Here is a 26,565-nt window from a genome sequence, read left to right as displayed (position 1 = left end):
TGAGTTCTGAGTAGCACATTCTCTATAACTTTCTAACAGATTCAGAATTCTGAGTTTTGGGCTATAAGTGGCTCATTCTCTGTAACATTCTAAAAAACTCAGAATTCAGAACTCAGCATTCAGAACTCTTATCATGATAAATATTCGCTCTCGACTTACCTACCAATTTATGGCAATTGTAACTGCCATTCTACTGTTTTTTTCGGTAGGTGTCTATTTTTTTAGCAAACTTTATCTCGAAAAACGTTTTTTTAAACGCCTACAAGACCGTGCCATCACTACTACAACATTACTTTTTGATTTAAAAACGGCCAATACAACAGTCCTGAAAATGGTTAATGCTTCAGAAAAAGAGTTTCTAAGTGATGAAAGTATTTTTGTTTATGATGAAAAACAAAAAAAAATCATTTTCTCCACACAAGAACCTTATTCTGGATTATTTAAAGAGCTTATTCCTAATATTCAAAAACAAAATAAACCAACCTATTTTCATGCAGGTTATTATCAAACGCTTGGCATTCAACTCAAAAAAGGAGCTTTTAGTTATTGGGTTATTGTAAGTGCCATTGATACAAATGGAAAAGAAGCCCTCGAAGACTTACGCAAGATTTTGGTGGTGATGGTTTTGATTGGCATTCTTCTACTTGGTATCTCAGGTTGGTTTTTTGCTGATAAAGCCCTCGCTCCTATGTCGAGTATTATCAGACAAGTCAATGATATTTTTCCAGCTAATGTCGAAAAACGAGTGCAGCACCCCAATCGTTCTGATGAAATTGGCTTACTTGTAGCTACTTTTAATCAACTTCTCGACCGCATCGAAGAGGCATTAGTGATGCAAAAAATGTTTATTGCCAATGTTTCGCACGAACTCAAAAACCCATTAACTAAAATTTACTCACAAATTGATATTACCTTACTTCAAAGACGTACTCCTGAGGTCTATGAAACAAGTCTAAAAGCACTTCAAGAAGATACACGAACACTTACACAACTGACCAACACCCTTCTCGACTTGGCAAATACTGTTGTTAGTTCAGAGACTATTCAGCGTGTAGCCATTAGAGTTGATGAACTTTTATGGGAGGCAAAAAGTCAATTAAAAAAATGGCATGAAGATTATGATATTCAAATTAATTTTGAGGATTTCCCAGAAGACGAAGAAGCATTAATCATAGAAGGCAATGAGGCTTCGCTGAAAGTTGCAATGATGAATCTCATGGATAATGCCTGTAAGTTTTCAGATAATAAAACTGTATTTGTTAATTTTGAAGCATCTATTAGTGAAATAAAAATCTCATTTTTTAATAAAGGACCTATTATTCCCGAAGCTGATTTGCCTTATATTTTTCATCCATTCTACAGAAGTAATGCAACAGCAAAAGCTACCAAAGGTCATGGGGTAGGTTTAGCAATTGTTGCACAAATAACTAAACTTCATAATGGGACTATTAGTGTAGTTTCAAATAATGAAGGTACTACTTTTACACTGAATTTTGTAAAGTAACTTTCTTTTAAATCATTCAGCAAACAAGAAATTTACCGATCATGGAATTTTAAGCTAAATTTAAAGTCGATTTAAGTCGTGCTTAACATTGGTGTTGTTGATTTGCATTATCAAATAATTTAAGTTTAAACAAAATCAATATAACCTATGGAAACGACAACTGTTCAATCAAACAATCAAGGTGTTTTAAAAGTAGTCATCGGTGTGCTTGTTGGGATTTTAGCTCTTTTAGGCTATTTGTTCATGGGAGCAAGAAACGAAACTATCGAATTACAAAAATCTTTGACTTCTAAGGTAGAACAACTTTCCTCCACACAAATCAAACTCGATTCAATTTCAAAATCATTAGATCTCAAAATCGCAGAAGTTCAAAGTTTAGGTGGAAATATCGCTGAATTAGAAGAAGTAAAAGCTCAATTGGAAAGTGACAAGAAAAAATTAAAATCTGATTTTAGTTTTTCACTTCAAAAATATGAAACTAAAATCAAAGAATACGAAACTTTCTTGGTTGCTAAAGACGATGATATTCGCAAATTGAAAGAAGAAAATGGTATTTTAGTAGCTCGTACCCAAACACTTGAAACCGAAAAGCAACAAGTATTGGTTGAAAATACAAGCTTAAAAACTGAAAAAGAGGCATTATCAACAACTTTAACCCAAACTGTTGATGATTTTACAGCTAAAAACAATGACCTAAAACGTCAAGTAACTTTGGCTTCAGCCATGAAAGCAGTAAATGTTGAAGTCACTGCCTTGTCATCAAAAGGAAAAGAACGCGATGGAGGAGCTTATAAAGCATCAAGAATTGATCAATTGAAAGTGTCATTCATCATGCCATCTAATCCAGTAGCAGTGCAAAACAACAAAGATATTTATGTGAGAGTGCTTGATGCCAACGGTGCTGTGCTTGAAAATGGTAATGGCGGTATCGCACAAATTGACGGAAAAGAGATTGGTTACAGTTTCAAACAAAGCGTTCCGTTTGAGAACAACGACCAAAAGGTAAATATAATCTCAGGAAAGGGTGCAACTTATAGCAAAGGAAAATACAATGTAGAATTGTATTCAGAGGGCTTCAAAATAGGAAGAGGTGCTTTTGAAGTAAAATAAAAAAACGTAGCCTCAAAGACGGTATGTGTTTAACATATACCGTCTTTTTTTTGAAAAATACGCAAACAACCAAGTTTGCAAACCCTGAAATTAGCCATACCCAATTAATTTAGCCATGACATTCTACGATTTTAAAATATTTTTATTGGCCATTACTCATGTTTTTGGAGAAATGTTTTTTGAAATAATTCATTTCATTTTCAAAAAATTTCGTCAATATCCAACAGCCTACATAAGCATAGCTTACCTATTTATGACAATGGCATTTTGCTACTACCCAATTTTCGACCATTGGATAACTGGATTTGTAATGATGAGCCTTCCTATTGCCATTTTAGGTGGACTTATTGCCTCATGCTATCTATTGGTCAAGAAGCAAAAAATGATCGCAACTGCGGGATTTATTTGGATTTTATTTACTTTTCCGTTAGTTAAAAGGATGGTAGGAATAGGCAATGGAGAAATTAATTTTCAGCCAGTATCTTCACTAAAAGTATTAAGTTTCAATGGCGAATCTTTTGATAAAAGCAATAAAAATGACCGTTATTGGTCAACTTTACAGTCCGACATTGCCTGTTTTCAAGAATATTCACCTAATCCAACCATTGAAAAACAATACGCCAATAACATTGTAAATCTTACTACTTTTGAGAATAACAAATTGATAGGACTTGCTTTGTTTTCTCAATATCCAATATTGAAGCAATACAGTAAAATTTGGGACAGAAGAAACCAACCCAATATCAATGGTTATCTGTGTGCGGATATTGCCTATAATCAAGATACGGTTCGGGTGGTAAATGTTCATTTATGGTCAATGGGGGTTCGTATTAATTTGGCTTTTGATGCTCTCAAAAAAGGTCAAATCAAGACCTTTACTTTTGAATTATTAGATAGTTTTTATCGGCTAAAAGAAGGATTTGAAAAGCGTGATGAGCAAATGAAAGAAGTAGAATCGTATGTTTCTGGTAGTCAATACCCAGTAATTATCTGTGGAGATTTCAACGAAACCCCTTTTGGTTATTCTTACGGAAAACTCAAACTAAGTTTTAAAAATGCTTTTGAAGAAGCAGGACATGGCATGGGATTTACGCTCAACCGCCAACCTTACTATGCTCGAATAGATCAACAATTTTTCAGCTCCGACTGGAACGTTCAGTCTTGCACAACCTTGTCAGGTATCAATATTTCAGACCATTTTCCAGTAGTTGCTCATTATATTTTGAAGAAATCACTTACCAATTCTCCAAAATTACTTGCTCAACGATAAATTTATCTTAAATAAGTTCGACTCCACAAGCGTTCAACTTTCCAGCCTTTTTCTTGTAAGTTAAGAAGCAAATAAGCGTGAGCTTCCTTTGGTGAAATACTTGCATAATACAAATCATCATCAGTTAAAATAAGTGATTCATAGTTGCCTGTATTGTTTTTAACAGTAATGTCAGCAAATGGTAATTCGCTGATATACAATGGATTATCTTTCTTCAACTGCTCTTTTAAAAACCAATCCATTCGGAAGTTTTCATTGAGAACAATCTTAGGTAAATACTTTCCATCAGAAACTTCCAGAGCATATTCTAAGTATTTTTTTAATAATTTGGGCCCTTGATTTTGGGCATCTTCTACTCGGAGTTGGTTTGGAAAAATACTACTTACTATATAAATTTTCTCTCTTGCTCTCGTAATTCCTACGTTTAAGCGATTTTCGCCTCCTTGTTGGTTCAAACTACCAAAATTCATCAACATTTTTCCTTGTGCATCGGGGGCATATCCTATCGAAAAAATAACAATATCAAACTCATCTCCCTGAATATTCTCTATATTTTTGATAGAAACTTGCGTTTGTTTTTGAATCTCATTGGTCATTCGCAATTCAATCAAATCGGCTTGTTTATGGTTGAAAGTTACCACTCCAATGCTTTTTTCAGGAGAAATTTCTTTCAAATTTTTGATAATTCCAAGCACCATTTGCACTTCAATTTCATTGGTATTCTTTTCCCAAACTCCCTCCACTTTTATATAATTTATTGAAGGTTTATTTTTATTAATTTCCTCATAATCAGGCAATAACCGCAAAGAGTTTTTGTAAAAAAACTGGTTTGAAAAATCAATTAAATCTAAAGAACGACTCCGATAATGCCCTTGTAAAGAAACTTGCGGGAGATACTGAGCCGCCAAATCAAGTAATGAATCAATTTCTAAAATCGGTTCATCAATTAAGTCTTCTTCATAACGAATCTGATATAAATCATTCGGCTGTAATTGTTTAGAATCACCCGCAATAAGCACTTGTTTTCCTCGAAAAATTGCAGGAATACCGTACTCCGCAAAGCATTGTGATGCTTCATCAAAAATGACTAAATCAAACAATTTTTCATCCATTCCTACATTCATTGGAAACATAGCAGAAACTGACTCTGGCGAAGCCATCCAACAAGGAATTAGTTTGAAAATTTCATCGGAATAATGTTCTAAAACTTTCCTTACTGACCAAATTTTACGTTTTTTGGTGGTTTGGTGTTGTAATTCTCGATATGTTACTACATTTTGTAAACGATTGATTATTAAATCTTTATAGGTTTGTTCTCGCAATTTCAACAATAAAATCTCTTCACTTAATGCCTGTTTTTGTTTGATAGAAGTTTGTAATTCTTCTTCCATTTGACTCATTTTCAAAGAACTCACACTTCTTAAAATCGGATATAAATTTTCAATATGCTCTGTCCAAGCCAAACGCAAAGAATTTTGAAAAATAGCAATCGCATCTTTTGGATTTTCACTGAGTTTTTTGACCACTTCCCATTCTGTTCGACTGAATGATTCTTTCAATTGATCAGTTTCAACGAGATAATCGAAATTTTGTCGTAAAAACCTTATCGACATTTCACTTGTTGCTTCACCAGAGTCTTCAATCTGCTCTTTTGTCAAATACAGCTTCCAAACAAGCATTTTCTGCTTAGTTTCAAGAATTAATGTCTCTAAATAATGATAATATGGAAGGCTAAAATCAGGTTTTTTAAGAAAACCATTGGCTTGATAAATTACATTTGCTTTATTGGCCAAAATATAATTTTTTAATGTTTGACTAATCCAATCAAAATCATCTTGTGGATCAATCAAAATATCTTTTTTAGCTAACTTTTCTTTGATTTGCTCGAAAGAAATTCGGTTGTCTATTTTTTTACTAAGTAATTCTAAATCAGTGGTTTGCAAGGATAATTTATTCTGAAAAACTAACTTTTCAATATCTTTTTTATCTTTTGAAAACAACTTCCATACAAACCAATTTAATCCAGATTTACTTGCCAAATATGCTTTCTCAATTTGTGTTTTTCTAACAAGAAGCTCTGTTTGTGGCAATATCGTTTCAATCCAATCATTTGTATTCAGATTTTCTATTTCATCTTTGATTTTGGTTAAATCGAATTGTCGATTTTCTAGATATTTTTTTTCATATAAAATAGCTTCAAATATCTTTACTATATCGTTATTTTCGAGCAATTTCAAAAATTGCTCTACTTGTTTTTCATCAAAACTATTGAGTGCTATTAATGAAAAATCAGTGGTGTTTTTTGCTTGAAAATTCTCCACATCCTCCACCGTTCCAATGATTTTAGACAGGTCAGAATTTGTAAATTTTGCAAACGAAACTCGGTTTTTCCAAAACTCATATTCTTCAGTTTCTTGCAATTTTTCTTCATATTGAAAATAGCGTTTCAATCGACCTTCAAAATCAGCTAATTCATTGAATACAAATGATTTATATAATTCTTTTAGCTTGATATATGGTTTTTCCAAACTGCTCGTAAGATACAATTCCTTTACTGAAAGTCCGCAGATTGACTCGTCAAAAAGTGCAATTTTAAAGCCTTGTAATTCTTCAGAAATCTTATCAATTCTTCTGCTGATTTGCGTAAAATTTCGTTCTAAGAAGATCGCATCTAAGCCTTTGTTCTTCTTTTGATAATCTTCAATTTGTTCAATTTGATTAGCTATTTTTTCAAAAAGGGCTTTTCGGTCATTTTTAAAATCGTGTATTAAAGCCACGAAATTGCCCATTTTGACTTTTTCTAACCTTTGGAAAACAGTATCTAAGGCCACTCTTTTTTGGCAAACCACCAATACCCGTTTGCCCCTTGCCGTAAAATCAGCAACCAAATTGGCAATTAACTGTGATTTGCCAGTTCCTGGAGGGCCTTGCACCACCAATGATTTTCCTTCTTTTATTTGTTTAATGGCCGCTTCTTGCGAAGCATCCACAGCAAATGGCAGAAAGGTTGTTTCTTCTTTGACCAACCCCTCCCTGCCCTCCCCGATAGGGAGGGTTCTAAAAAAAACATTTTCCTTATTATACCCCTCTCCATCGGGGAGGGGAAGGGGTGGGGTTAATAACTTCTCATAATCTGGCACTAAATATGACCCTGCCTGCGGAAAGATACCAAGTACAGCTTGTGGAAAAAGTTTGAGTTCGCCATTAAGTTCAGAAAGTTCTAAATCAGCTTTTGTAAGTTTTTGAAAATCAATTAGTTGGTCAGTGAATAAATCTTGATTGAAATTTATTTCAAGTTTACTTTCTTTCAACAATTCGTATAATTGCGTGCGAAAAACAAGGCTAACTTTATCAAAATCTTCAAAAGAAGTTTCCAAAAATTCATCTGAAATACGAATTTGATTAAAATGAGAATAAGCCAATAAAAAACTCCGATTGAGCGAAATTGCTTCATCTCGCTTTTCCAAAATCCACTTTTTGCTGTTGTTTTTTAAGGTAACAGGAAAAAACAACAGCGGACAACGCACCACCGTTCCATCTGAAAGCTTGCCTTTTACAAATGGATAACCTACATACAAATCTTCAGAACCACGCTCTTCTTCAATAAAAGCTTCGGTACGAGCAATTTTTTTCAGACGTTTGCTTGCTTCATTGACTTTTTCCATGCGACTATCCAGTAAATCACAAAGTGGAATCGTTGTTTTTTGAACAATGAGTTGATTGATATATTCAAAAGAAGGCTTTCCGTCTAAAAAATTGAGTTCGTTCAAATCAAGGAATTGCTCTTGGGGTAAATTGAGCAATAGCAATGAGCGATTTCTCGAAGTTAGGTTTGTTAGCCGACGAAGATATGTTTTAAGGAGTTTTTGCATAAGACAAAGATAAGTGAAAAAACCTGTAAGATCAGGGTGACCCGTCTGAAAGAGGCCTCGAAGGTTTGAATAGTTAATTACAACCTTCTATCAACGATTAACGCATTTTAACATTTTCTATTTGGAATAAATTATTTTAACGACTTTCTTCGTTATTGAATGACAAAAATTTATAGTTTTTGTCTAACCTTGTATCTTACACATTTAATCCATTTCAAAAATTATGTTAAACTGTTACCGAACCCTCACTTTCAGGCAATTAGTGATTACAATGCTTGTTGGTATTTTCTTTTTGGGAGGCGATGCTTTTGCCCAGAAAAAAGAAAGAAAGCGTAAAAAGAAAAACAAAACTGCTCTTGTTGAAGAAAAAGCACCTATTCCTGCTCCTTTAAAAGTAACTTCTGTTGAAGGTATTACAGAATATGTATTAGGGAATGGGCTTCGTGTATTACTTTTCCCCGACCCTTCTAAGCAAACGGCTACTGTAAATATTACTTATTTGGTTGGCTCACGCCACGAAGGATATGGCGAAACAGGTATGGCTCACTTGCTCGAACACATGGTTTTTAAAGGCTCAACCAAACATCTTGACATCCCTAAGGAACTTTCTGACCACGGAGCAAGACCTAATGGTACAACTTGGCTCGACCGTACCAATTATTTTGAAACTTTTGCCGCCACCGAAGAAAACCTTCGTTGGGCATTAGATTTGGAATCAGATCGTATGGTAAACTCTTTCATCAAAAAAGAAGAACTTGATAAAGAGTTTTCAGTTGTTCGTAATGAGTTTGAATCTGGCGAAAATAACCCTGAAAGTGTTTTAAGCGAACGAATCATTGCTACTGCTTACTTATGGCATAATTACGGAAATTCAACGATTGGTTCTCGTGAAGACATCGAGCGAGTGCCAATTGATAATTTACAAGCGTTTTACCGTAAATATTATCAACCTGACAATGCTGTTTTGTTAGTTGCAGGGAAATTTGATGAGGCAAAAACCTTGAAAATGATTAATGAAGAATATTTTGGTGGCATTCCTCGTCCAACTCGTAAACTTCAACCGACCTATACTGTTGAACCAACCCAAGATGGCGAGCGTTCAGTAACATTGCGTCGTGTAGGCGATGTGCAATCTATCGGAGCTGCTTACCATATTTGTGCATCAAGCCACCCTGATTATGCGGCATTAGATCTTTTACAAGTTATTTTGACAAGCGAACCAGCAGGAACTCTCTATAAAGCCTTGATTGATAGCAAAAAAGCATCCTACCAATACGCCTACTCTTTCACAAACAAAGACCCTACATTCCTTTATTTTGGAGCGGGTGTTTTGAAAGATAAAGACTTAGAGGATGTTAAGAAAACGATGCTTTCGACACTTGACGCTGTGCCAACAATGGAGATTTCCAAAGAAGATGTGGAGCGAGCTAAAAATGATATTTTGAAAAACTTTGGCATTACTTTCCAAAGTTCGGATAGAATTGGCTTACAATTGAGTGAATACATCGGTGCAGGTGATTGGCGTTTGGCATTTTTGTATCGTGATGCTGTAACAAAAACAACTTTGGATGATGTAAAAAGAGTGGCAAAATTCTATTTCAAGCCTTCCAATCGCACGATAGGTGTATTTATTCCAGAGGAAAAACCTGATAGAGTAATCATACCTGCTACGCCTGACGTGGATGCTTTAGTCAAAGATTATAAAGGAAAAGCACTGATTGCTCAAGGTGAAGCATTCGACCCATCGCCAGCTAATATCGAAAGCCGAACCAAACGTGGACAAGAGGCAAGCGGAATTGAGTTTGCTCTATTACCAAAATCAACTCGTGGAAATAGCGTTAGAGCCAATATCACACTTCGCATTGGCGATGAACAAAGTTTACAAAATAAATCAACAGTAGCCGGTTATACTGCTTCAATGCTTAATAAAGGCACAAAAACCATGAGCCGTCAGCAATTGAAAGATACTTTGGATAAATTGAAGGCACAAGTAAACATTGGCGGTGGCGGTAATTCGGTGAGTGCAAGTATCGAAACAACTAAAGATAATTTACCAAAAGTATTAGAAATTGTAACTGATATTTTGAAAAACCCAACTTTTGATGCAGAGGAATTTGAGAAACTTCGTCAAGAAAATTTGGCTGGAATTGAATCTCAAAAAAGTGATCCACAAGGTTTGGCTTTCAATGCTTTCCAACGCACAATGAATCCTTATCCAAAGTCAGATATTCGTTATGTTGCTACCATTGATGAGCAATTGGAGAATAACAAAGCCATTAAAGTAGAAGATGCCAAGAAATTTTACAAAGATTTTTATGGAGCATCAGCAGCAACAGTTTCGGTAGTTGGAGATTTTGATGAGGCTACTGTTCGTAAAATTATCAGCAATAATTTTGGTTCTTGGAAATCTCCTATTCCTTTCAAACGCATTCAAGCAGTTTTCCAAGACATTGCCCCAACAGCCAATGCAATCAAAACGCCAGACAAAGCCAATGCTCTTTTCTTGGCAGGCCAAAACCTACAATTACAAGATACTGACCCAGATTACCCAGGCTTGGTTTTAGGGAATTATATGTTAGGTGGTGGATTTTTGAGTTCACGTTTGGCGGTTAGAATTCGTCAAAAAGAAGGTATCAGCTATGGTGTTGGTTCAAATTTAAGTGGTAGTCCGATGGATAAATCGGGTAGTTTTATGACTTATGCTATTTATGCTCCTGAAAATGCTGAAAAATTAGAAAAAGCATTTTATGAAGAAATTACCAAAGTTGTCAACGAAGGTTTCACTGCAGAAGAATTAAAAGCTGCAAAAGCAGGTTGGTTACAAAGTCGTAGCGTTTCTCGCTCACAAGATAACGAACTTTCAGGACGTTTGAACAACTACTTGTATTTGGACAGAACACTTCAATTTGATGCCGATTTCGAGAAAAAAGTTGAGGCAATTACGGTTGAACAAGTAAATGCTGCAATGAAGAAATTCATTGATCCAAAGAAAATCACTATTGTAAAAGCTGGCGATTTTGATAAAAAAGTTGCTGCACCTGGTACTACTGCCCCAGGTGGTGTTTCGGGAAGTGGAAAAAACTAATATAATGGTAAATTGTTAATTTTCAAGCAAAAAGACATCTAACTTAGATGTCTTTTTGCTTTTATTTTTTCAAAATCTCTTGGTATTCTGCTAACCCTTTTTCGGTTAAATAAGGAACTATGAGTGTAAAAGTGATATTAATATATTTTTCAAGTTTATTTTCTTCTGTGCCTTCATAGAGTATCTCAGCACTCGATAACCAAAAATCACTGATGATAAAAAGTTGTTCAAAATAGTTCTCGTATTGCCCTTCAATAATATCGGGTTTCAACATTCCGACTTCAATAGCGGCACCAATTCCCATTTGAAACAACATTCTTCTGCTACTTACCAACGCTCGATGTTTTTGTTTTAAATTAGGATTTCGACGCATAATACTGACAAAGTCTTGCATTAAAAATTTATATTTATACAATTTCCCAAAAATAAAACTTGTTAATTCGTAAAACATTTTCAAATTTAGCTCTTGCAAAAGCATTGGATTTGTCAATGTTTCATTCAATTCATTAAGGAGTTGTTCATACAGTTTTTCGATAATTACATCGGTGTTGGGGAAATGATAACATAAATTACCGTGACTCATACCCAATTCTTTAGCAATGTGTCGCACAGTAATCGTATCTATACCTTGTTGATTAAATAATTGAAGCGAAGTATTGAGAATTCGTTGTTTGGTTGTCATAAAAATGCTTGAAATTAAGCGAAGTTACGAAAAAAATATTTATTAGAACGTTTGTTCTAAATTTATTTTTAGTACATTTGTCCTAAATTTAAAGTTTAAGCATATGAATCTCACATTTCTCCGAAATATAGGCATTACACTTGCAGTTTCATCAGTAGTCATTTATGTCATTTACCATACTTATGGTTCGGGTGCATATCTTGCCATGTCATCTTTGGCATTATCGGCGTTTTTGATGGGTTATTTAGAACCCCACAGAGGTTGGGCTTTGGCGTTGGTACAAATTTGTGTATTAATGACAGTTCATTTTCTAAAACTCGTAAAACCCGTCAATGCCGATTTGGCGATGTTTGCCACTTTTGCTGGCTCAGGTATTTCCTTGGTTTTTAGCTTTGTGGCGGGACGTTTGATGCGTTTGTTTGAGAAGTAAGTTTTACTTTTTTGCATTCAATTTCTTCATTTCGGCCAAAATATCAATCAATAAATCATCTACTTGAGGTTTTGCTTCGGTATTTTGTCCCAATGCACGCAAGAAAAAATATAGAATTGTACCAACAATGATAAAATCGAAGGATGCTTGAAAGGCTTCGCCCCAACCAAGTTTTACGGACAAAATTTCAAAATATCTATCTTTTAAATTTACACCTCCTACCATTACGCCCACCAAAGGCATAAATATTTTATCCACCAAAGCTGAAATTATCTTCTGAAAAGCTGTACCTATCACCACTCCCGTCGCAAGGTCAATAATATTTCCTCGCATTAAAAATCCTTTAATTTTCTTCACCATAAAAATCGGTTAAATTTTATTCTTATTATCTTCTGTCAATTTTTTTATCATATTTCCTCCCGCAGGAATCCAATCAGAAACCTTTGAAATAACTGTTGGTGCAACTTTTGCCACAACAGGATATGTGAGTGATTCTTTCACTAATTTTTCGGGCAATTTTATGTCAATACTCGTCATTAACCAAAGAAAAGTACTAATTCCAAAAAGCCAAGTAAAAATACCTACCATTGCTCCAGCAAAACCATCAATCGTACCTAAAATGGTAAAACGTAAAGCTCGACGAAGCATCCACCCCATTTTATTGATTAAAAATATTGTCGGAAAAAAAATAATTGTAAAGCTCAAATAAGGTAAAAAGCGATTCGCCAAATTTTCGCCAATGGCTGGGGCAATTAAGTTCATACCGTAGCCTAAGAATTTAAAACCAATCACAATAGCAATCACAAAAGCGACTACACCAATGATTTCGATAAAAAGCCCTTTTTGATAACCACGATAAGCTCCATAAAGTAAAGGAAGGATAAAAAATAAGTCAAGCACGTTCATAATTTGTTTTTTCTTTTCACAAAGGTAAGATTCTACTCACAAAAGGCATAAAAAAAGGGCAGATTCTTAAAAACTGCCCTTGATATTTGATAGAAAAAATTAATATTTTCCACCACCATATTTCGCAATATGCTCTTTGATTTTAGCAATGCGATTTTCGGGACTTGGGTGCGTACTCATAAATTCATCACGTTGCTGTCCACCACTGGCTTCTTCCAATATTTTCATCACCTCAATCATTGCATTGGGGTTATAATTCGCTTTTATCATATACCGAACACCAAATTCATCAGACTGAAGCTCATCATTTCTACCGAATTTCATTTGCTGAATCTGAGCCACGTATTGGGCAATTTGTCCACCACCCATACCAGTTCCATCTGAAGTGGCCGTAGCCACTGCTCCTACCAAACCTTGATAAAAGTCTGATTTTGCCATTTGTTGTGCTGAATGTCGATGAATAACGTGTCCAACCTCATGTCCAAGCACACCCGCCAATTGGTCTTCTGATTTTAGTCTTTTCAAAAGTCCAACAGTGATAAAAATCTGACCGCCAGGCAAAGCAAAAGCATTGACAGTTTGGTCATCTGCCAAAACATGAAAATCAAATTGATATGGGATATTTACGCCCTTGGCTTTTGCTTCATCATCCACTTGTTTCACAAGCTTATACCCTACAGCTTTGGTTTCTTGTTGCACTTCATTGTCATTATAAAGTCCACCATATTCTTGAGCCATTTGCGGGGCAGATTGTAAACCCATTGCTACTTCTTGTTCAGGAGTTAAGTCTATGTGTTGTGCTTCGCCAGTGATAGGATTTACTTGGTTTTTGCTGTAATAGCTAAATAGTGCTACAACTGCCATGACCAAACCAATGATAAGTCTAAGTTTTAAACCTGATGATTGCATAATATTCAGAAATGTTGAAATACTAATCTTCTATAAGATAATAGCTGTTAAGACGGTAAAGTTACAGTAATTCTTGCTAAACTGACAAAATTTTATTGCAGAAAAATTTTGACTTTCATTTACTTGATTATCAATCATTTAGAAATTTTTTAGTTAATTTCTAAAAACAATCATTGCTAAGTTTTGATTATATAAGTATATTTGATTTGCAATTCTACACCATGATGTACTAATAACTGATTGTAAACCTCCAAACAAAAAACTTTTATGACTGACGCTGAATTGATGCAAGTCGAGCCTCTTTTAATTGAGGATAAAACCCGTTTCGTTCTTTTTCCTATCGAACACGACGATATTTGGCAATATTATAAGAAACATGAAGCATCCTTTTGGACTGCCGAAGAAATTGATCTTTCACCAGATTTACAAGATTGGAAAAACTTAAACGATGGTGAGCGTCATTTTATTTCTCACGTATTGGCATTTTTTGCTGCATCTGATGGCATTGTGAATGAAAATTTAGCTGTAAATTTCATTTCTCGTATTCAGTTTGCGGAAGCAAAATGTTTTTATGGTTTCCAAATTATGATGGAAAACATTCATTCAGAAACATATTCTTTGCTGATTGATACCTACATCAAAGACCCTGTGGAACGTGACAGAATGCTCAATGCAGTTGACCATATTCCATGTGTGAAGAAAAAAGCTGATTGGGCTTTGAAATGGATTGAAAATGGCAATTTCATTGACCGTTTGTTGGCATTTGCAGTAGTAGAAGGAATCTTCTTTTCTGGTTCATTCTGCTCAATATTTTGGATGAAAAAACGTGGTTTGATGCCAGGTTTGACTTTCTCAAACGAACTTATCTCTCGTGATGAAGGTTTGCACCGTGATTTCGCATGTTTGCTTTATACCAAATACATCCAAAATAAATATCCTGCTGCCAAAGTTTACGAATTAGTACGTGATGCGGTTGAAATAGAAAAAGAATTTGTAACTGATGCTTTGCCAGTTTCATTGATTGGTATGAATGCCGAATTGATGTGTCAATACATTGAGTTTGTAGCCGACCATTTGTTAGAGTCTCTTGGTTTGGCTAAAACTTATAATGCAACAAATCCATTCGATTTCATGGATATGATTTCATTACAAGGCAAAACCAATTTCTTTGAAAAACGTGTAGGCGAATACCAAAAATCAGGTGTAATGTCACAAAAAAGTGATATGGCTTTCTCGCTTGATGAAGAGTTTTGATTTTTAGATGAAAACATAAAATAAGGCTATAAACGATTGATAATCAATCATTTATAGCCTTATTTGTAAGACAGACTTCCTACTCCGTCAGTATTAAAATTTAATTTTCTTGTAAATATCCTTTACTGAAACTGCCTTTCCATCTATTTTCATAATATCATTTTCAGTATAAAAATCTTGATTTAACCACACATCAGGATTTTCCGAACGCAGGAAATTCATTACTCCGACCTTCTTTTGGTTGATAAAGATAACTTGTTGAAGGCTGGGTAAAAGTTTATATTCATGTAGCTTTTCTGACAAATCAAAATTCTCTGTTGCTTTAGATAAAACCTCAACAACAATATACGGGTTTGTAATAATTGCTGTTGAATTTTCTTTAAAAATTGGTTCACCTTTTACAACCAACACATCGGGCATATAGTACCCACCTTCGAACTTTGGAATTTGGATGCCCACATTGCTACCATAAACCATTATATCTTCATTGTCGCCAAATAAAATATTTAAAATTGTGCCCATGTTCATAACAAGAGCTTCATGTAAAGGTGTAGATAATCCCATCGTTATAATTTCGTTGTTGTGGTATTCTATTTTAAAGGGCATTTCAAAAGCCAAGGACAAATAATCTTCTTCCGAAGCGGGAATACAGACAAATTCGTTGGTTTCGAGCCTCTCTAAAATGGTTTCTTTGATGCTTTTGGTTGCTATCATAATTGCTGAATTTTTATCAAATATATAAAATTTTCATACCATAGACAACCCAACTACGTTTTTCTGCATATATACCATTGAAGGCACTCCAAACAGATTTTATGCTTGAAAATCAACTAATTGCAGAACTGAAAAAACAGAATCCATTCGTGCAAAAGCGTATGTATGATACGTTCGTAAAACGAATGTTTAGACTATGTATTCGGTATGTGCGTGTCGAGGAAGATGCCCAAGAATTATTGATGAATGGCTTTTTGAAATTTTTTCGTTCGATTGATAAAATTGAGTTTCGAGGCGAAAATTCTATTGAAGCTTACTTGAAAAAAGTAATGATTAATGAATGTTTGATGTTTCTTCGGCAAAAGCAATTTTCAACAATTTCATTAGACGAAATAGCTGATAGTGAACCAATTAACAACTTTTCCTTTTATGAAAACATTGATGGAGAAGAAATTTATGACTTAATATTAAAGCTTCCCGATGGCTACCGAACGGTTTTTAATCTTTTTGCCATTGAAGGATACAGTCACCAAGAAATTGCTGAAAAACTCAAAATCAGTGAAAATACTTCAAAAACTCAATTGCATAAAGCACGAATCATTTTACAGACAGCATTACAAAAACGAGGATATGATTATGGCACAAAATATAGATGATTTTTTCAAAAAAAAGACAGAAAACATACAAGATACATTACCCGAAAATTCTGCTTTTGACGAAACTTTACTTTGGGAAAATATCCAACAAAATTTACGAAAACCTAAACGTTTAGTTGGATATTGGATTTCAGCAGCAGCGTGTTTGGTGGTTTTATTGACTTGGTGGATTTTACCCCACCCTGCCCAACCCAATAGGGAGGGTTCTTCTAACTCTCACCCTCCTGTTGGGGCGACCATCGCTATGGGTGAGAAAAAAAAACACATCATCCATTCAGAAAAGCAGGAAAAAGCGTCAAGTTTCAAGAAAAATAAAACAAATATTCCTCGAAAATTAGATTTTCAGATACAAAGCATTGCATCGAAAAAAATCGAATTTTCGAGCGAAAACTCCAATAAATTGCCTGATTCGCTAACTTTCCAATCATCGGTTGTTTTTGAGAAAAAGTCTAAAATGAATTTCAAAACAGTTCATATCAATGAAATATCAAAGCAAGAAGATGCTCCATTTAAGCAGCCACGATTCAAAATTCAGTTTGCAACTATTGGCAGTATTCAAACAGAAACCAATACTAATGAAATCATAAAAACACCTTCTATCAAAACTCAATAAACAAAAAAACATGAGAAAATTATTAATTATTTCGATGCTCATTTTGGGCATCGCAGTCCACGCTTTTTGCCAAAAAAAGAAAGTAGGATACGATACTTTAAGCGTTTTAGATGGCGTTAGACCGCCTATTTTAATCAATGGTTTCTCGCGAAAATCAGACATTTATTTTAAAGAAGAAGTTAAGAAGAATGCGAATCACCTTATCATTGACTTTGGCAACAAAAATCGCTTATTAATTGATTATCAAGGAGATACGAAGTATGAACTCAAACAAAATGTAGATTCGCTTTTACAAAATTTTTGGAAAGATTATTCATTGATTAGTGATACTGTTAATAAGAATATGGTTAAGAAAATCACTTATTTTGGTAAAAATAAAAATGTCAACCGGAAAGCAATTATTGACATACAGTACTTCCCACAAAAAGAAGTTTTTCAGTTTGGCAAAGAAAAAGAAGTTGAGCTGGTACGGTTAAAACAAGATACGCTCGTATTAATCAATTTTGACAATGAAGCGACCAGCAAATTAGTAAAATCTTATAACCGAGTTTTTAAAACTTATGAAGACCACGTTTTTTTATTCAATCTCAATTCTCTGGATGACATAGAAGATATTTTAGAAACTAATATCAATCGCTCTATCGTCGAAACTGCAGAAAGAATTGAAAGCGAAAGAAAAATAATTAAACCTTGGAAAATGATAGAGGTAGAAAATGATGTAATGGGTCAACGAATCAGAAGTAAAGTAAGAGGCAACGCATTATTTGATATTATTAATTTTCATGCTGATATGGGTATTGGGGTGATTAAAGAACAAGCCCAAGGTTCTGCTACATTTGCTTTTGACATCGCATCAAGTAGTTACTTAAAAAAAGGCTTTGCCTTAGGGGTCCAATCCTCTTTTAGGATTGCCGAAAGAACTAACAGTTCTTTACTCTCTATTTTGACTCCAACTTATTTCACGGGTATGACTTTTTACCAAAGAAAAAATAATACCAACCAGTTCAAAGGAGGAGTGTTTGTTGGATATAGTCGATTTAGAGACCCTAAAAGCAACGCTCCAAGTGCTGATGCAAAGATTTTTGGTTGGTATCAGTTATCACCTTTGATTAGAATTCAACCAGAAATTGGCTTATTTACTTATGATGTCATTGATAGAAAAATCAAGTCCGCAAGTGGAAGCTTAGGCCTTCGCTTGTCATTTGGCTTCTAACAAATATCACTTTACATAATTCAAACATGACATACCAGTTAGGTATGCCATGTTTATTTCGTTTTTCTCATATCTCCACCACAAACTGTTTCCCACTGTGTTGCGGAATAAAAGCCTCAACACCAGTCTTTATTTCTTGGGCTAAAACTTCAAGTAGTTTGGTTTTTACAAAATGGCGATAGGTTACCAAACTGATTTCTCGTACTGGTACAGGGGCTTTAAATTCTCGTAATTGTGATTTTTGCTTTTCATTAAAATTAATAACCGCCAACTCTGGCACCACCGTAATACCATTATTCATTTCCACGATTTTTAGCAATGATTCAATACTCCCTGCTTCGTATTCAAGATTACTAAAATCGGTGTTTTTTTTGCGAAGTTCACATAAATTTATCATTTGAGAGCGTAAGCAATGCCCTTCTTCAAGTAGCCAAAGGCGATTTACATCAATTTCTTCGGGCAAAATGAATTTTTTTCTAAGTGTCGTTTCTTTATCAGACACAAAAACAACCAATTTTTCATAAAAAAGTGGATATTCTTTGATGCCTTCGACATTGATTGGTGTTGCTAAGATTCCGACATCGAGCAAGTCTTTTTCTAATTGCTCAGTAATCTGGTTGGTATTTAACTCACTGATTTTTACTTTGAGTTGAGGATTATTTTTGAGTAAACTATACAAAAATAATGGTAATAAATATGGTGCAAGTGTTGGAATAATACCAATTCTAATTTGCCCTTTTACCTCCAATTTTGTATCATGAGCGAGTTGTTTTAGGTAGGAAGTTTCTTTCAAGATAACCTTTGCTTGTATAATAATACCCTTACCGGTTTCAGTTGGTACGACTGGCTGTTTGCTACGGTCGAAAATAATTATTTCTAACTCTTCTTCAAGTTTTTTAATCATCATGCTCAAAGTTGCCTGCGTTACACAACATTCATTGGCCGCTCTCAAAAAATGTCTGTGCTTATCAACTGCTACGATGTATTCTAATTGTTGAAGGTTCATATTTTTTAGTTGAAAATGAATAATTTATAATTGAGAATTTATTCAATTAAGTAAGTGACAGTATTTATTTAGCAATATTTTTAGAGCAAATTTTGCAAGTTAAACTATTTATAATCAGCAAATTATACATTTTTACGAATTTTATATTATCCATTTTCAATTATCCATTTTTCATTAAAGTATTAGATTTAATCTATGTAAAGGTAAGAATTATCATTTTGATTTAACAAGTAAAATTTATCCCTTCCATATTTTTTCGATTCTACCACTCTTTTTAATTCTCTCATTTTTCCGTTGTCTTCATTTTTTTCAGTGTCTGAGCGAAACCGAAGACCCGAAAAAAGAATAGAAGTTGAGGCATCAAAATCAAACAAAAGCTATATTGCATCATATTCACAAAAAATCAAATTATTATGAAAACTATTCAAACAATATTATTGCTCATTTTATCTTCTGTATTTTGTTTGGCACAAAAAGAAGTAGCCATTGACTATTTAAAAAACTACAAGCCCGACGACCCAAAACTCTACGAAACCATCATAAAAATGGATAGCCTATTTTTTGGCTACTATAATACTTGTGAAACAAACTTAGACAAATACGCTGCTTTATATTCTGAAAATATTGAGTTTTTTCACGACCAAGGTGGTTTGATGAGTTCAAAGCAAGGGATTGTTGATGCTACCAAAAGAAATATCTGTGGAAAAGTAACTCGTGAACTCGTCAAAGGCAGTGTTGAAATTTATCCAATCAAAGATTATGGAGCTATCGAAATTGGTCTGCACAAATTCCATAATAACCAAGAATCTGCAGGTACACCCTCAAAAATAGGTCGATTTATGATTACTTGGAAGAAAGAAAACAATGATTGGAAAATAGTCAAAGTCGTTAGTCTTCATTAGATTTGTTCATATTTTATTTATTCTAATACTTCATGAAAAAGCAAAACTTTTTATTTATTTTTTTCTCCATTTTCTTGGTAAATGGCTTTACTAATCAAGTACTTGCTCAAAACCCTCATATAAAATTAGACACACTACGTTTGTTTGATAAAGACAGAAATCGCCAGATTCCAGTAGCTTTTTATGAACAAAAGATTGACAAAAATGTAAAAAATCGAAAAGTAGTGATTTTTAGTCATGGCTATGGTCAAAATAAAGGCGGAGATTATTTAGCATACTCTTATTTGACTGAAAAATTAGCTTCTGAAGGATATTTTGTAGTAAGTATTCAACATGAACTTCCATCTGATGAATTATTGCCAATGACTGGCATACCTCAAATCGTGAGAAGACCTTTTTGGGACAGAGGAGCTGACAATATATTATTTGTAATCAAGCAATTAAAAAAGCTAAAACCTACATTAGACTTCAAACATATCACCTTAATTGGACATTCAAACGGTGGAGATATGACAGCTCTTTTTCCACAAAAATATCCTAATATTGTCGATAAAATTATCACATTAGACAACCGTCGAATGGCATTGCCACGAACATCAAAAGTTTATTCCCTTCGCTCAAGCGACCAGCCTGCCGATGAAGGTGTTTTGCCTAATCAAGATGAACAAAAAAAGTTTGGTATAAAAATCATTAAATTACCCAACACTATTCACAATGATATGGACGACAATGCCAACGATGTACAACGCAAAGAAATTACTGATTATTTGTTGAGTTTTTTGAAGGAATAAAAAAAATTGCGTTTTTTTTGTAATTTGCTCTTGAAAAGCTATCTATTCCCTAAAATACAAATTATGAAACGCATCAATTCTATTGACTTTGTAAGAGGTTTAGTGATGGTTATTATGGCATTAGACCATATACGAGACCTCATGCACACCACTTCTTTGACTCAAAACCCTGTGGACTTAGCCACCACCACCACAGGACTTTTTCTAACTCGCTGGATTACTCATTTATGTGCTCCAATATTTGTGTTTTTATCGGGTGCTTCTGCTTATATTTCTTTCAAAAACAGCAATAATTTGACAGAAAGTAAGCGTTTTTTGCTCAGTAGAGGCATTTGGCTTATTGTTCTTGAGTTCACAGTTATCAATTTCGCTCTTTGGTTTGATATTCATTTTCAGATATTGATGATGCAAGTCATTTGTGCCATTGGTGTGGGTTTGGTTGTACTTTCATTTTTACTGAAATTCTCTCCTCGCAATATTGGAATCGCTGGTTTGGTCATTATTTTTAGCCATAATCTTTTGCAAGGCATCAGTTTTCCGAAAAATCCCGCATTAAATTTTATTTCTTCGGTGCTTTTTGCTCCAAATTTCTTTCAAATCACCCCTAATTTTTCCTTTTTGGTGAGTTATCCACTTATACCGTGGTTAGGCATTTTGCTTTTAGGCTATGGTTTTGGGCATTTCTTTGCCATTCCTCAGGAAAAAAGAAAAAAACTATTCCTACAATTTGGTGGAGGAGCATTGTTGCTATTTATGTTGCTCCGATTGATCAATATTTATGGAGACCCAGCTCCATGGTCTGTACAAAAAACACCACTTTTTACCATTCTTTCTTTTATCAATGTTACCAAATACCCTCCTTCGCTTCTTTATACTTTGGTAACTTTGGGTATTATGTTTTTGGTATTATCTTTTACTGATGGCATGAAAAACAAACTCATTGATATTTTCTCTGTTTATGGCAAAGTCCCTTTGTTTTATTACCTCATTCATTGGTATTTGGTTCATAGTATTATGATAATCATGCTTTTTATGCAAGGATTTAGCATAAAAGACTTAAATTTTGCTCCATTTAGCTTTGGTCGTCCACAGATAGGGTCTGGAGTCGAACTTCCTGTTATTTATGCAGTTTGGTTGAGTGTCGTTATTATTTTGTATCCTTTGTGTTTGTGGTATGGAAAATATAAAACCGAACACAGAAATAATAAATGGCTAAGATATTTGTAAAGTATGATAAGAATAATTTTCTGTCTGTTAGGTTGCCTTTTATCTTACATTTGCTTTGCTCAAGCAACCGCATTGAAGGGAAAAATAAGCCTGTTGGAACAACAATTGGTCAAAAATCCAAAAAATCATGAGATTTATCAAAGCTTGACTTTATTGATACCTGATCATTATGTTCAAATCAGTAAAACCGAAAGACTTCAATTAAGCAATTTCTTAAAAAACCATGCTTTTGGTTCATCTTTAAACATCAGTTCTAATGAAGAAGCTGGCAAACATATTTTGATTAAAGGAAGAGTATTAGACCAAAAAGGGAAGCCAATACCTAATGCTTTTATTCATGTTTTCCATGCCGATAGCAAAGGATATTATGCCCCGACAGATTCGGTCAATAACTCAATGGCAGAAAACGACCCAAGACTATTTGGTTTTCTACGAACAGATAATTCGGGGAGTTATGAAGTAAAAACTATTCGTCCAGCAAGCTATCCAAAACAATATAATGGTCGAACAATTCCTCAGCATATTCATTTTCGTATAATAGCCGAAGGTTTTGCCGAACGAAACATACAAATGGTTTTTGAAGATGACCCCGCCATGTCGCCTTATTGGAAAGAATGGGCAAAAAATCTAAATTATCCTATTGTAAAAATGATTTATTCACAAGAAAATGCCTTTGGTGTGAATGATATTATTTTAATAAAATAGTGATTTTCATAACTATTTTGGTTTGTAATCTAATTTTAATATGTTATTTTTAGATTACAACCTGAAAATATCATACTTTTTAAAATAACATTAACGTTTCCCAAAATCTGTTATCTATATTTACCGCACAATTCTATTAAAAAATGGGTATGCTGACTGAAAAATCAACTGAAGAGCTTTTATTTGAAATCGAAAAACTGAAATTTCAACTTGCTCAAACTGAGCAACAGAAAGGTATTGACCAACTCCAAGATTTGGTTGATAACACTTCCGAAATCATTATGCTGTTGTCGCTAAGTGGGCGTTTTTTGTTTGTAAATGCTGCTTTTCGTGAAGCTTTTGGTTATTCTGATGCTGAATTATCGCATCTTTCTCTGAAAGATATGCTGCATCCACAATTTGCCGATGATACTTTAGAAACGCTCCAAAGAATCAAAGAAGGCGATCAAGTTATTGATTATCAGACAGTTATACGAAATAAAGAAGGAAAGCGAGTGTATCTTTCGGGTGATATTAGTTGTCGTTTTGACAATGGGAAAGCGGTTGCTTTTCGTTGTTTATTCCGTGATATTACGCAAAGACGACGTGCCGAAAAAGCACAACAATTATATTATACGATTGCACAACTCAACCTAAATACGCCTAATCTACAAGAGTTTTTGACACAAGTGCATATCGAATTGCAGAAAAATATGTTGGCAAACAATTTTTTTGTAGCACTTTTTGAACCCGAAGAAGGTACTATCCATTTTCCATATTTTATTGACGAATATTCAGAAGAAACCGAAGAAAATTATCACCGTCGAAAATTGGGTAATGGCATCGTCGAATATTCGATGGTACAAAACAAACCACTTTTTTTATCAAGTGATGATATTAAAAAATTGGTTGAGGTTGATAAGATTTATTTCTATGGTTCATCGCTTCCTGAAGTCATGCTTTGTGTGCCTTTGCACGTAGGCGAACGTACTACAGGTGTGATTGGTGTGAAATCATATAGCGATCGTAACAAGTTCAATATCAGAGATTTAGAGTTGTTAGAATTCGTTTCTGGACAAGTTGCTGTTGCATTGGTTAGGAAGCAAAAAGAAGAAGATTCACTGCGACAAACCTCTCGATTGAATGCGGTTTTTGATAGTAGTTCGCACTTAATTTGGACTGTAAACCAAAAACGCCAATTAAGTTCGTTCAATAAAAACTATGTAAATTTATTGCAACGAGTCCTCGGCACTCCTCCCGAAATCAATCTTAATATTGAAAAACTGGGTTGGAAATTAATTTCACCAGAAGACCGCCCCATTCTTCGAGAAAAATACAATGCCGCTTTCAAAGGTGAGCCTCAATACTTTGAAATGCACTGGGGCAACATTGACGGAGGCGATGATTGGTATGAGTTTTATCTCAACCCTATTCTATCCTCAGAAAGTGGACAAGTAGAGGAAGTTTCTGGAATTGCCCAAAACATCACAGACAAGAAAAACTCGACCATTACCCTCCAAAAAAGCGAGCAGAAGTTTCGAGATACCATCGAATCATTCATTGATATTTATTACCGAACTGATTTGGCAGGAAATATCAGCATGATTTCTCCTTCGGTACTGACTCACACAGGTTATAGTGTGGAAGAAGTGATGGGAAATAAAGTTGATAAGTTTTTTGAAAATGCGGTTGATAGTTCAAAAAATATCAAAGGATTATTGAAATCGGGTAGTATTACCAATTTTGAAGTCATTGTGAAAAGAAAAGATGGTGAACTTCGCCAGTTCATGCTCAATATTCGCATGATAAAAGATGCCAAAGGTATTCCAATTGAAGTAGAAGGTGTGGCCCGTGATATTTCAGAATTGAAAAAAGCTGCCGAAGAATTATTGATAGCCAAAGACGAAGCCGAACGCTCATTGAAAGTGAAAGAACGTTTCTTGGCAAATATGAGTCACGAAATTCGTACGCCGATGAATGGCGTTATCGGCATGATTGATTTGATGTACGAAACACCACTCAATCCCGAACAAAAAGATTATGTACAAACCATCAAAAAATCGTCAGAAACATTACTCACGATTTTGAATGATATTTTGGATTTATCGAAAATTGAGGCGGGTAAAATGGATTTGCACAATGCTCCACTCGATATTAAAGAAATTTTGGAGCGATTGGTTGCTCTTTTCCGTCAACGAGCTATTGAGAAAAACAATAAGCTGATTTACCATATTGCTGACGATGTTCCTGCTTATTTGATAGCCGACCAAACCCGATTATTACAAATTTTCTCGAATCTTACTTCAAATGCGTTGAAATTTACTGAAAATGGAAATGTAACTATCTCATTATCAAGAGTTTCATCGAATGGCAAGATTCATGTATTGAAAGGGGAAATAACCGATTCAGGCATCGGGATTTCGGAAGAAGACCAAAAACTATTGTTTGGGGCTTTCCAACAAGTTGATAATTCCACCAAAAAATCATTTGGTGGTACGGGCTTAGGGCTTGCCATTTCCAGAGAACTTTGTCGCCTGATGAAAGGTGATATGGGCGTTACATCGGGTCATGGCAAAGGAAGTACCTTTTGGTTTACCATTGAAGTTCGCTCAACAACCATCAGCCCAAGTATTTCTGAAAACGGTGAAGCAGAGATAAAACTTACTGATTTCTTCAAGGTTTATGCACCTAAAATTTTATTGGTGGATGACAATCAAGTCAATCGAAAAGTTGCTTCGGAGATTTTACATAAGTCTGGCTGTCAGGTAATTACTGCCGATAGCGGAGCAAAAGCGATTGAGGTTTTTGGAGCAAATATTGGGCATTTCGATTTGATTTTTATGGACATTCAAATGCCAGAAATGGACGGCATCGAAACAACTAAACGCTTACGTGAACTATATGGAAATAAACTTCCAAAAGTAGTAGCTATGACAGCCTACTCGATGCAACATGACCGTGAGAGATTTTTGAGTGAAGGCATGGACGATTATGTTCCAAAACCTATTCGTGCGGCTATTTTGGTTCAAAAAGTAAGAGAGTTAGTCAATGACCCAACAATAGACATTACACCAAAAACAGAAGAAATTTCAGCTCAAAAACCAGTAGAAAAAGAGGTCAGTATTATTAAACCTGAGCTTCCGATTTTTGATATGGAAGTGGTGAATCAGTTGCGAGAAATGGTTGGTGATGAAACGCTTATTTCGGTTTTTGAGGATTTTGAAAACGATGCCGAAATACAAATCCAAAATGCAAAAAATGCTTATCCAAATGATGTAAAAACGATTCAAAGTGAACTGCATACATTGAAAGGAAACTCTGGCACGATAGGTTTGGCACGCATCCATGATATTACAGAAATCATAGAAGTCCCTTCAAAGACAGGCGATTTAACACATTTTTTAGAAGGAATGGTGATTTTAGAGAAAGAATTTGCCGATTTTAGAGAGAGATATAAGACTTTGCTTTGAAAAACAATTCTATTCCTATTTTTGAGTGCATCATTCATTTTACAAATATTTTTTTCTAACTACCAAGAAAGATTTAATTACTAATATTTTTTTGGACACGGAGTTTCACAAAGTTTAAAAGCACGATGTTACACGAAGTTTTTTTATTTCCCTGTGGCACTTTGTGAAATACTTAGTGTTACTCTGTGTCCCAAAATATTATTAACTAAATTATTATGCCTACTTAACCAAACCAAGTTGAAAAAAAGCCTATTCATCAGTTCAAGC

The 26,565-nt window shown here is 34.5% G+C and carries 21 protein-coding genes; 14 read left to right on the top strand and 7 right to left on the bottom strand.

Annotated features, from left to right (window positions below):
* Nucleotides 1-133 precede the first annotated feature (133 nt).
* From ACQUQZ_RS04115 to ACQUQZ_RS04105, 3 genes are all read left to right on the top strand, one after another.
* Entirely contained in the window at nt 134-1,504 is a 1,371-nt protein-coding gene (locus ACQUQZ_RS04115) for an ATP-binding protein (protein WP_435353482.1), read from the top strand.
* Between the two features lie 147 nt (nt 1,505-1,651).
* On the top strand, nt 1,652-2,614 hold the full coding sequence (locus ACQUQZ_RS04110) for a hypothetical protein (RefSeq protein WP_435353481.1): 963 nt from the start codon (nt 1,652-1,654) through the stop codon (nt 2,612-2,614).
* A gap of 115 nt (nt 2,615-2,729) precedes the next feature.
* Nucleotides 2,730-3,884 (top strand): endonuclease/exonuclease/phosphatase family protein, encoded by a 1,155-nt coding sequence (locus ACQUQZ_RS04105; RefSeq protein ID WP_435353480.1) that lies wholly within the window; start codon nt 2,730-2,732, stop codon nt 3,882-3,884.
* A gap of 2 nt (nt 3,885-3,886) precedes the next feature.
* On the opposite strand, the gene ACQUQZ_RS04100 is transcribed toward ACQUQZ_RS04105, so the two are convergent.
* Entirely contained in the window at nt 3,887-7,756 is a 3,870-nt protein-coding gene (locus ACQUQZ_RS04100) for an AAA domain-containing protein (protein WP_435353479.1), read from the bottom strand.
* Between the two features lie 223 nt (nt 7,757-7,979).
* Here ACQUQZ_RS04100 and ACQUQZ_RS04095 point away from each other — a divergent pair, with 223 nt between their 5' ends.
* Nucleotides 7,980-10,841 (top strand): M16 family metallopeptidase, encoded by a 2,862-nt coding sequence (locus ACQUQZ_RS04095; RefSeq protein ID WP_435353478.1) that lies wholly within the window; start codon nt 7,980-7,982, stop codon nt 10,839-10,841.
* A gap of 61 nt (nt 10,842-10,902) precedes the next feature.
* On the opposite strand, the gene ACQUQZ_RS04090 is transcribed toward ACQUQZ_RS04095, so the two are convergent.
* On the bottom strand, nt 10,903-11,523 hold the full coding sequence (locus tag ACQUQZ_RS04090) for a TetR/AcrR family transcriptional regulator (protein ID WP_435353477.1): 621 nt from the start codon (nt 11,521-11,523) through the stop codon (nt 10,903-10,905).
* Nucleotides 11,524-11,626: 103 nt separating this feature from the next.
* Between ACQUQZ_RS04090 and ACQUQZ_RS04085 the strand changes: the two genes are divergently transcribed.
* Nucleotides 11,627-11,953 carry a hypothetical protein gene (locus tag ACQUQZ_RS04085; protein WP_435353476.1) on the top strand — a complete coding sequence of 109 codons (327 nt, stop codon included), beginning with the start codon at nt 11,627-11,629 and terminating at the stop codon, nt 11,951-11,953.
* A gap of 3 nt (nt 11,954-11,956) precedes the next feature.
* Here the strand turns inward: ACQUQZ_RS04085 and mscL are convergent, their stop codons facing one another.
* From mscL to ACQUQZ_RS04070, 3 genes are all read right to left on the bottom strand, one after another.
* Complete coding sequence (gene mscL / locus ACQUQZ_RS04080) at nt 11,957-12,313, bottom strand: large conductance mechanosensitive channel protein MscL (RefSeq protein WP_435353475.1); 357 nt, start codon at nt 12,311-12,313, stop codon at nt 11,957-11,959.
* A 9-nt stretch (nt 12,314-12,322) separates the two neighbouring features.
* Nucleotides 12,323-12,859, bottom strand: a complete 537-nt coding sequence (locus ACQUQZ_RS04075) for a CvpA family protein (protein ID WP_435353474.1) — start codon at nt 12,857-12,859, stop codon at nt 12,323-12,325.
* Nucleotides 12,860-12,958: 99 nt separating this feature from the next.
* On the bottom strand, nt 12,959-13,768 hold the full coding sequence (locus ACQUQZ_RS04070) for a M48 family metalloprotease (RefSeq protein ID WP_435353473.1): 810 nt from the start codon (nt 13,766-13,768) through the stop codon (nt 12,959-12,961).
* Nucleotides 13,769-14,035: 267 nt separating this feature from the next.
* Here ACQUQZ_RS04070 and ACQUQZ_RS04065 point away from each other — a divergent pair, with 267 nt between their 5' ends.
* A complete protein-coding gene (locus tag ACQUQZ_RS04065; protein WP_435353472.1) occupies nt 14,036-15,022 on the top strand; it encodes a ribonucleotide-diphosphate reductase subunit beta in 987 nt (328 codons plus the stop codon).
* 93 nt (nt 15,023-15,115) lie between these two features.
* On the opposite strand, the gene ACQUQZ_RS04060 is transcribed toward ACQUQZ_RS04065, so the two are convergent.
* On the bottom strand, nt 15,116-15,736 hold the full coding sequence (locus ACQUQZ_RS04060) for a Uma2 family endonuclease (protein ID WP_435353471.1): 621 nt from the start codon (nt 15,734-15,736) through the stop codon (nt 15,116-15,118).
* 101 nt (nt 15,737-15,837) lie between these two features.
* Here ACQUQZ_RS04060 and ACQUQZ_RS04055 point away from each other — a divergent pair, with 101 nt between their 5' ends.
* Genes ACQUQZ_RS04055 through ACQUQZ_RS04045 form a run of 3 tightly spaced genes read left to right on the top strand, consistent with a single transcriptional unit; the run spans nt 15,838 to nt 18,218 of the window.
* Nucleotides 15,838-16,392, top strand: a complete 555-nt coding sequence (locus tag ACQUQZ_RS04055; RefSeq protein WP_435353470.1) for an RNA polymerase sigma factor — start codon at nt 15,838-15,840, stop codon at nt 16,390-16,392.
* Nucleotides 16,373-17,005 carry a hypothetical protein gene (locus ACQUQZ_RS04050; protein ID WP_435353469.1) on the top strand — a complete coding sequence of 211 codons (633 nt, stop codon included), beginning with the start codon at nt 16,373-16,375 and terminating at the stop codon, nt 17,003-17,005. The genes ACQUQZ_RS04055 and ACQUQZ_RS04050 overlap by 20 nt, the downstream gene beginning before the upstream one ends.
* A gap of 10 nt (nt 17,006-17,015) precedes the next feature.
* Nucleotides 17,016-18,218, top strand: a complete 1,203-nt coding sequence (locus tag ACQUQZ_RS04045) for a hypothetical protein (RefSeq protein WP_435353468.1) — start codon at nt 17,016-17,018, stop codon at nt 18,216-18,218.
* Between the two features lie 67 nt (nt 18,219-18,285).
* On the opposite strand, the gene ACQUQZ_RS04040 is transcribed toward ACQUQZ_RS04045, so the two are convergent.
* Nucleotides 18,286-19,224, bottom strand: a complete 939-nt coding sequence (locus ACQUQZ_RS04040; protein WP_435353467.1) for a LysR substrate-binding domain-containing protein — start codon at nt 19,222-19,224, stop codon at nt 18,286-18,288.
* Nucleotides 19,225-19,637: 413 nt separating this feature from the next.
* On the opposite strand from ACQUQZ_RS04040, the gene ACQUQZ_RS04035 reads away from it, so the two are divergent.
* From ACQUQZ_RS04035 to ACQUQZ_RS04015, 5 genes are all read left to right on the top strand, one after another.
* On the top strand, nt 19,638-20,126 hold the full coding sequence (locus tag ACQUQZ_RS04035; RefSeq protein WP_435353466.1) for a nuclear transport factor 2 family protein: 489 nt from the start codon (nt 19,638-19,640) through the stop codon (nt 20,124-20,126).
* Nucleotides 20,127-20,158: 32 nt separating this feature from the next.
* Entirely contained in the window at nt 20,159-20,917 is a 759-nt protein-coding gene (locus ACQUQZ_RS04030) for an alpha/beta hydrolase family protein (protein WP_435353465.1), read from the top strand.
* Between the two features lie 63 nt (nt 20,918-20,980).
* Nucleotides 20,981-22,144: a DUF1624 domain-containing protein gene (locus ACQUQZ_RS04025; protein ID WP_435353464.1), complete on the top strand. Its 1,164-nt coding sequence runs from the start codon at nt 20,981-20,983 to the stop codon at nt 22,142-22,144.
* Nucleotides 22,145-22,147: 3 nt separating this feature from the next.
* On the top strand, nt 22,148-22,849 hold the full coding sequence (locus tag ACQUQZ_RS04020) for a hypothetical protein (RefSeq protein ID WP_435353463.1): 702 nt from the start codon (nt 22,148-22,150) through the stop codon (nt 22,847-22,849).
* A 143-nt stretch (nt 22,850-22,992) separates the two neighbouring features.
* Nucleotides 22,993-26,298 (top strand): PAS domain S-box protein, encoded by a 3,306-nt coding sequence (locus ACQUQZ_RS04015; protein WP_435353462.1) that lies wholly within the window; start codon nt 22,993-22,995, stop codon nt 26,296-26,298.
* The last annotated feature ends 267 nt before the right edge of the window (nt 26,299-26,565 follow it).

The organism is Emticicia sp. SJ17W-69, from assembly GCF_051209875.1.
In the GTDB taxonomy this organism is placed as follows: domain Bacteria; phylum Bacteroidota; class Bacteroidia; order Cytophagales; family Spirosomataceae; genus Emticicia.
The sequence above is the reverse complement of the archived record's forward strand: the minus strand, read 5'-3'. Positions and strand labels throughout refer to the sequence as shown.

What these genes read in the sequence shown, in the direction of transcription:
- ACQUQZ_RS04020 (WP_435353463.1), top strand. Translation starts at nt 22,148, where the DNA reads ATGATAAGAATAATTTTCTGTCTGTTAGGTTGCCTTTTATCTTACATT.
- ACQUQZ_RS04060 (WP_435353471.1), bottom strand. Translation starts at nt 15,736, where the DNA reads ATGATAGCAACCAAAAGCATCAAAGAAACCATTTTAGAGAGGCTCGAA.
- ACQUQZ_RS04015 (WP_435353462.1), top strand. Translation starts at nt 22,993, where the DNA reads ATGGGTATGCTGACTGAAAAATCAACTGAAGAGCTTTTATTTGAAATC.
- ACQUQZ_RS04040 (WP_435353467.1), bottom strand. Translation starts at nt 19,224, where the DNA reads ATGAACCTTCAACAATTAGAATACATCGTAGCAGTTGATAAGCACAGA.
- ACQUQZ_RS04085 (WP_435353476.1), top strand. Translation starts at nt 11,627, where the DNA reads ATGAATCTCACATTTCTCCGAAATATAGGCATTACACTTGCAGTTTCA.
- ACQUQZ_RS04090 (WP_435353477.1), bottom strand. Translation starts at nt 11,523, where the DNA reads ATGACAACCAAACAACGAATTCTCAATACTTCGCTTCAATTATTTAAT.
- ACQUQZ_RS04070 (WP_435353473.1), bottom strand. Translation starts at nt 13,768, where the DNA reads ATGCAATCATCAGGTTTAAAACTTAGACTTATCATTGGTTTGGTCATG.
- ACQUQZ_RS04095 (WP_435353478.1), top strand. Translation starts at nt 7,980, where the DNA reads ATGTTAAACTGTTACCGAACCCTCACTTTCAGGCAATTAGTGATTACA.
- ACQUQZ_RS04100 (WP_435353479.1), bottom strand. Translation starts at nt 7,756, where the DNA reads ATGCAAAAACTCCTTAAAACATATCTTCGTCGGCTAACAAACCTAACT.
- ACQUQZ_RS04045 (WP_435353468.1), top strand. Translation starts at nt 17,016, where the DNA reads ATGAGAAAATTATTAATTATTTCGATGCTCATTTTGGGCATCGCAGTC.
- ACQUQZ_RS04065 (WP_435353472.1), top strand. Translation starts at nt 14,036, where the DNA reads ATGACTGACGCTGAATTGATGCAAGTCGAGCCTCTTTTAATTGAGGAT.
- ACQUQZ_RS04030 (WP_435353465.1), top strand. Translation starts at nt 20,159, where the DNA reads ATGAAAAAGCAAAACTTTTTATTTATTTTTTTCTCCATTTTCTTGGTA.
- ACQUQZ_RS04105 (WP_435353480.1), top strand. Translation starts at nt 2,730, where the DNA reads ATGACATTCTACGATTTTAAAATATTTTTATTGGCCATTACTCATGTT.
- ACQUQZ_RS04075 (WP_435353474.1), bottom strand. Translation starts at nt 12,859, where the DNA reads ATGAACGTGCTTGACTTATTTTTTATCCTTCCTTTACTTTATGGAGCT.
- ACQUQZ_RS04110 (WP_435353481.1), top strand. Translation starts at nt 1,652, where the DNA reads ATGGAAACGACAACTGTTCAATCAAACAATCAAGGTGTTTTAAAAGTA.
- mscL (WP_435353475.1), bottom strand. Translation starts at nt 12,313, where the DNA reads ATGGTGAAGAAAATTAAAGGATTTTTAATGCGAGGAAATATTATTGAC.
- ACQUQZ_RS04115 (WP_435353482.1), top strand. Translation starts at nt 134, where the DNA reads ATGATAAATATTCGCTCTCGACTTACCTACCAATTTATGGCAATTGTA.
- ACQUQZ_RS04055 (WP_435353470.1), top strand. Translation starts at nt 15,838, where the DNA reads ATGCTTGAAAATCAACTAATTGCAGAACTGAAAAAACAGAATCCATTC.
- ACQUQZ_RS04035 (WP_435353466.1), top strand. Translation starts at nt 19,638, where the DNA reads ATGAAAACTATTCAAACAATATTATTGCTCATTTTATCTTCTGTATTT.
- ACQUQZ_RS04025 (WP_435353464.1), top strand. Translation starts at nt 20,981, where the DNA reads ATGAAACGCATCAATTCTATTGACTTTGTAAGAGGTTTAGTGATGGTT.
- ACQUQZ_RS04050 (WP_435353469.1), top strand. Translation starts at nt 16,373, where the DNA reads ATGGCACAAAATATAGATGATTTTTTCAAAAAAAAGACAGAAAACATA.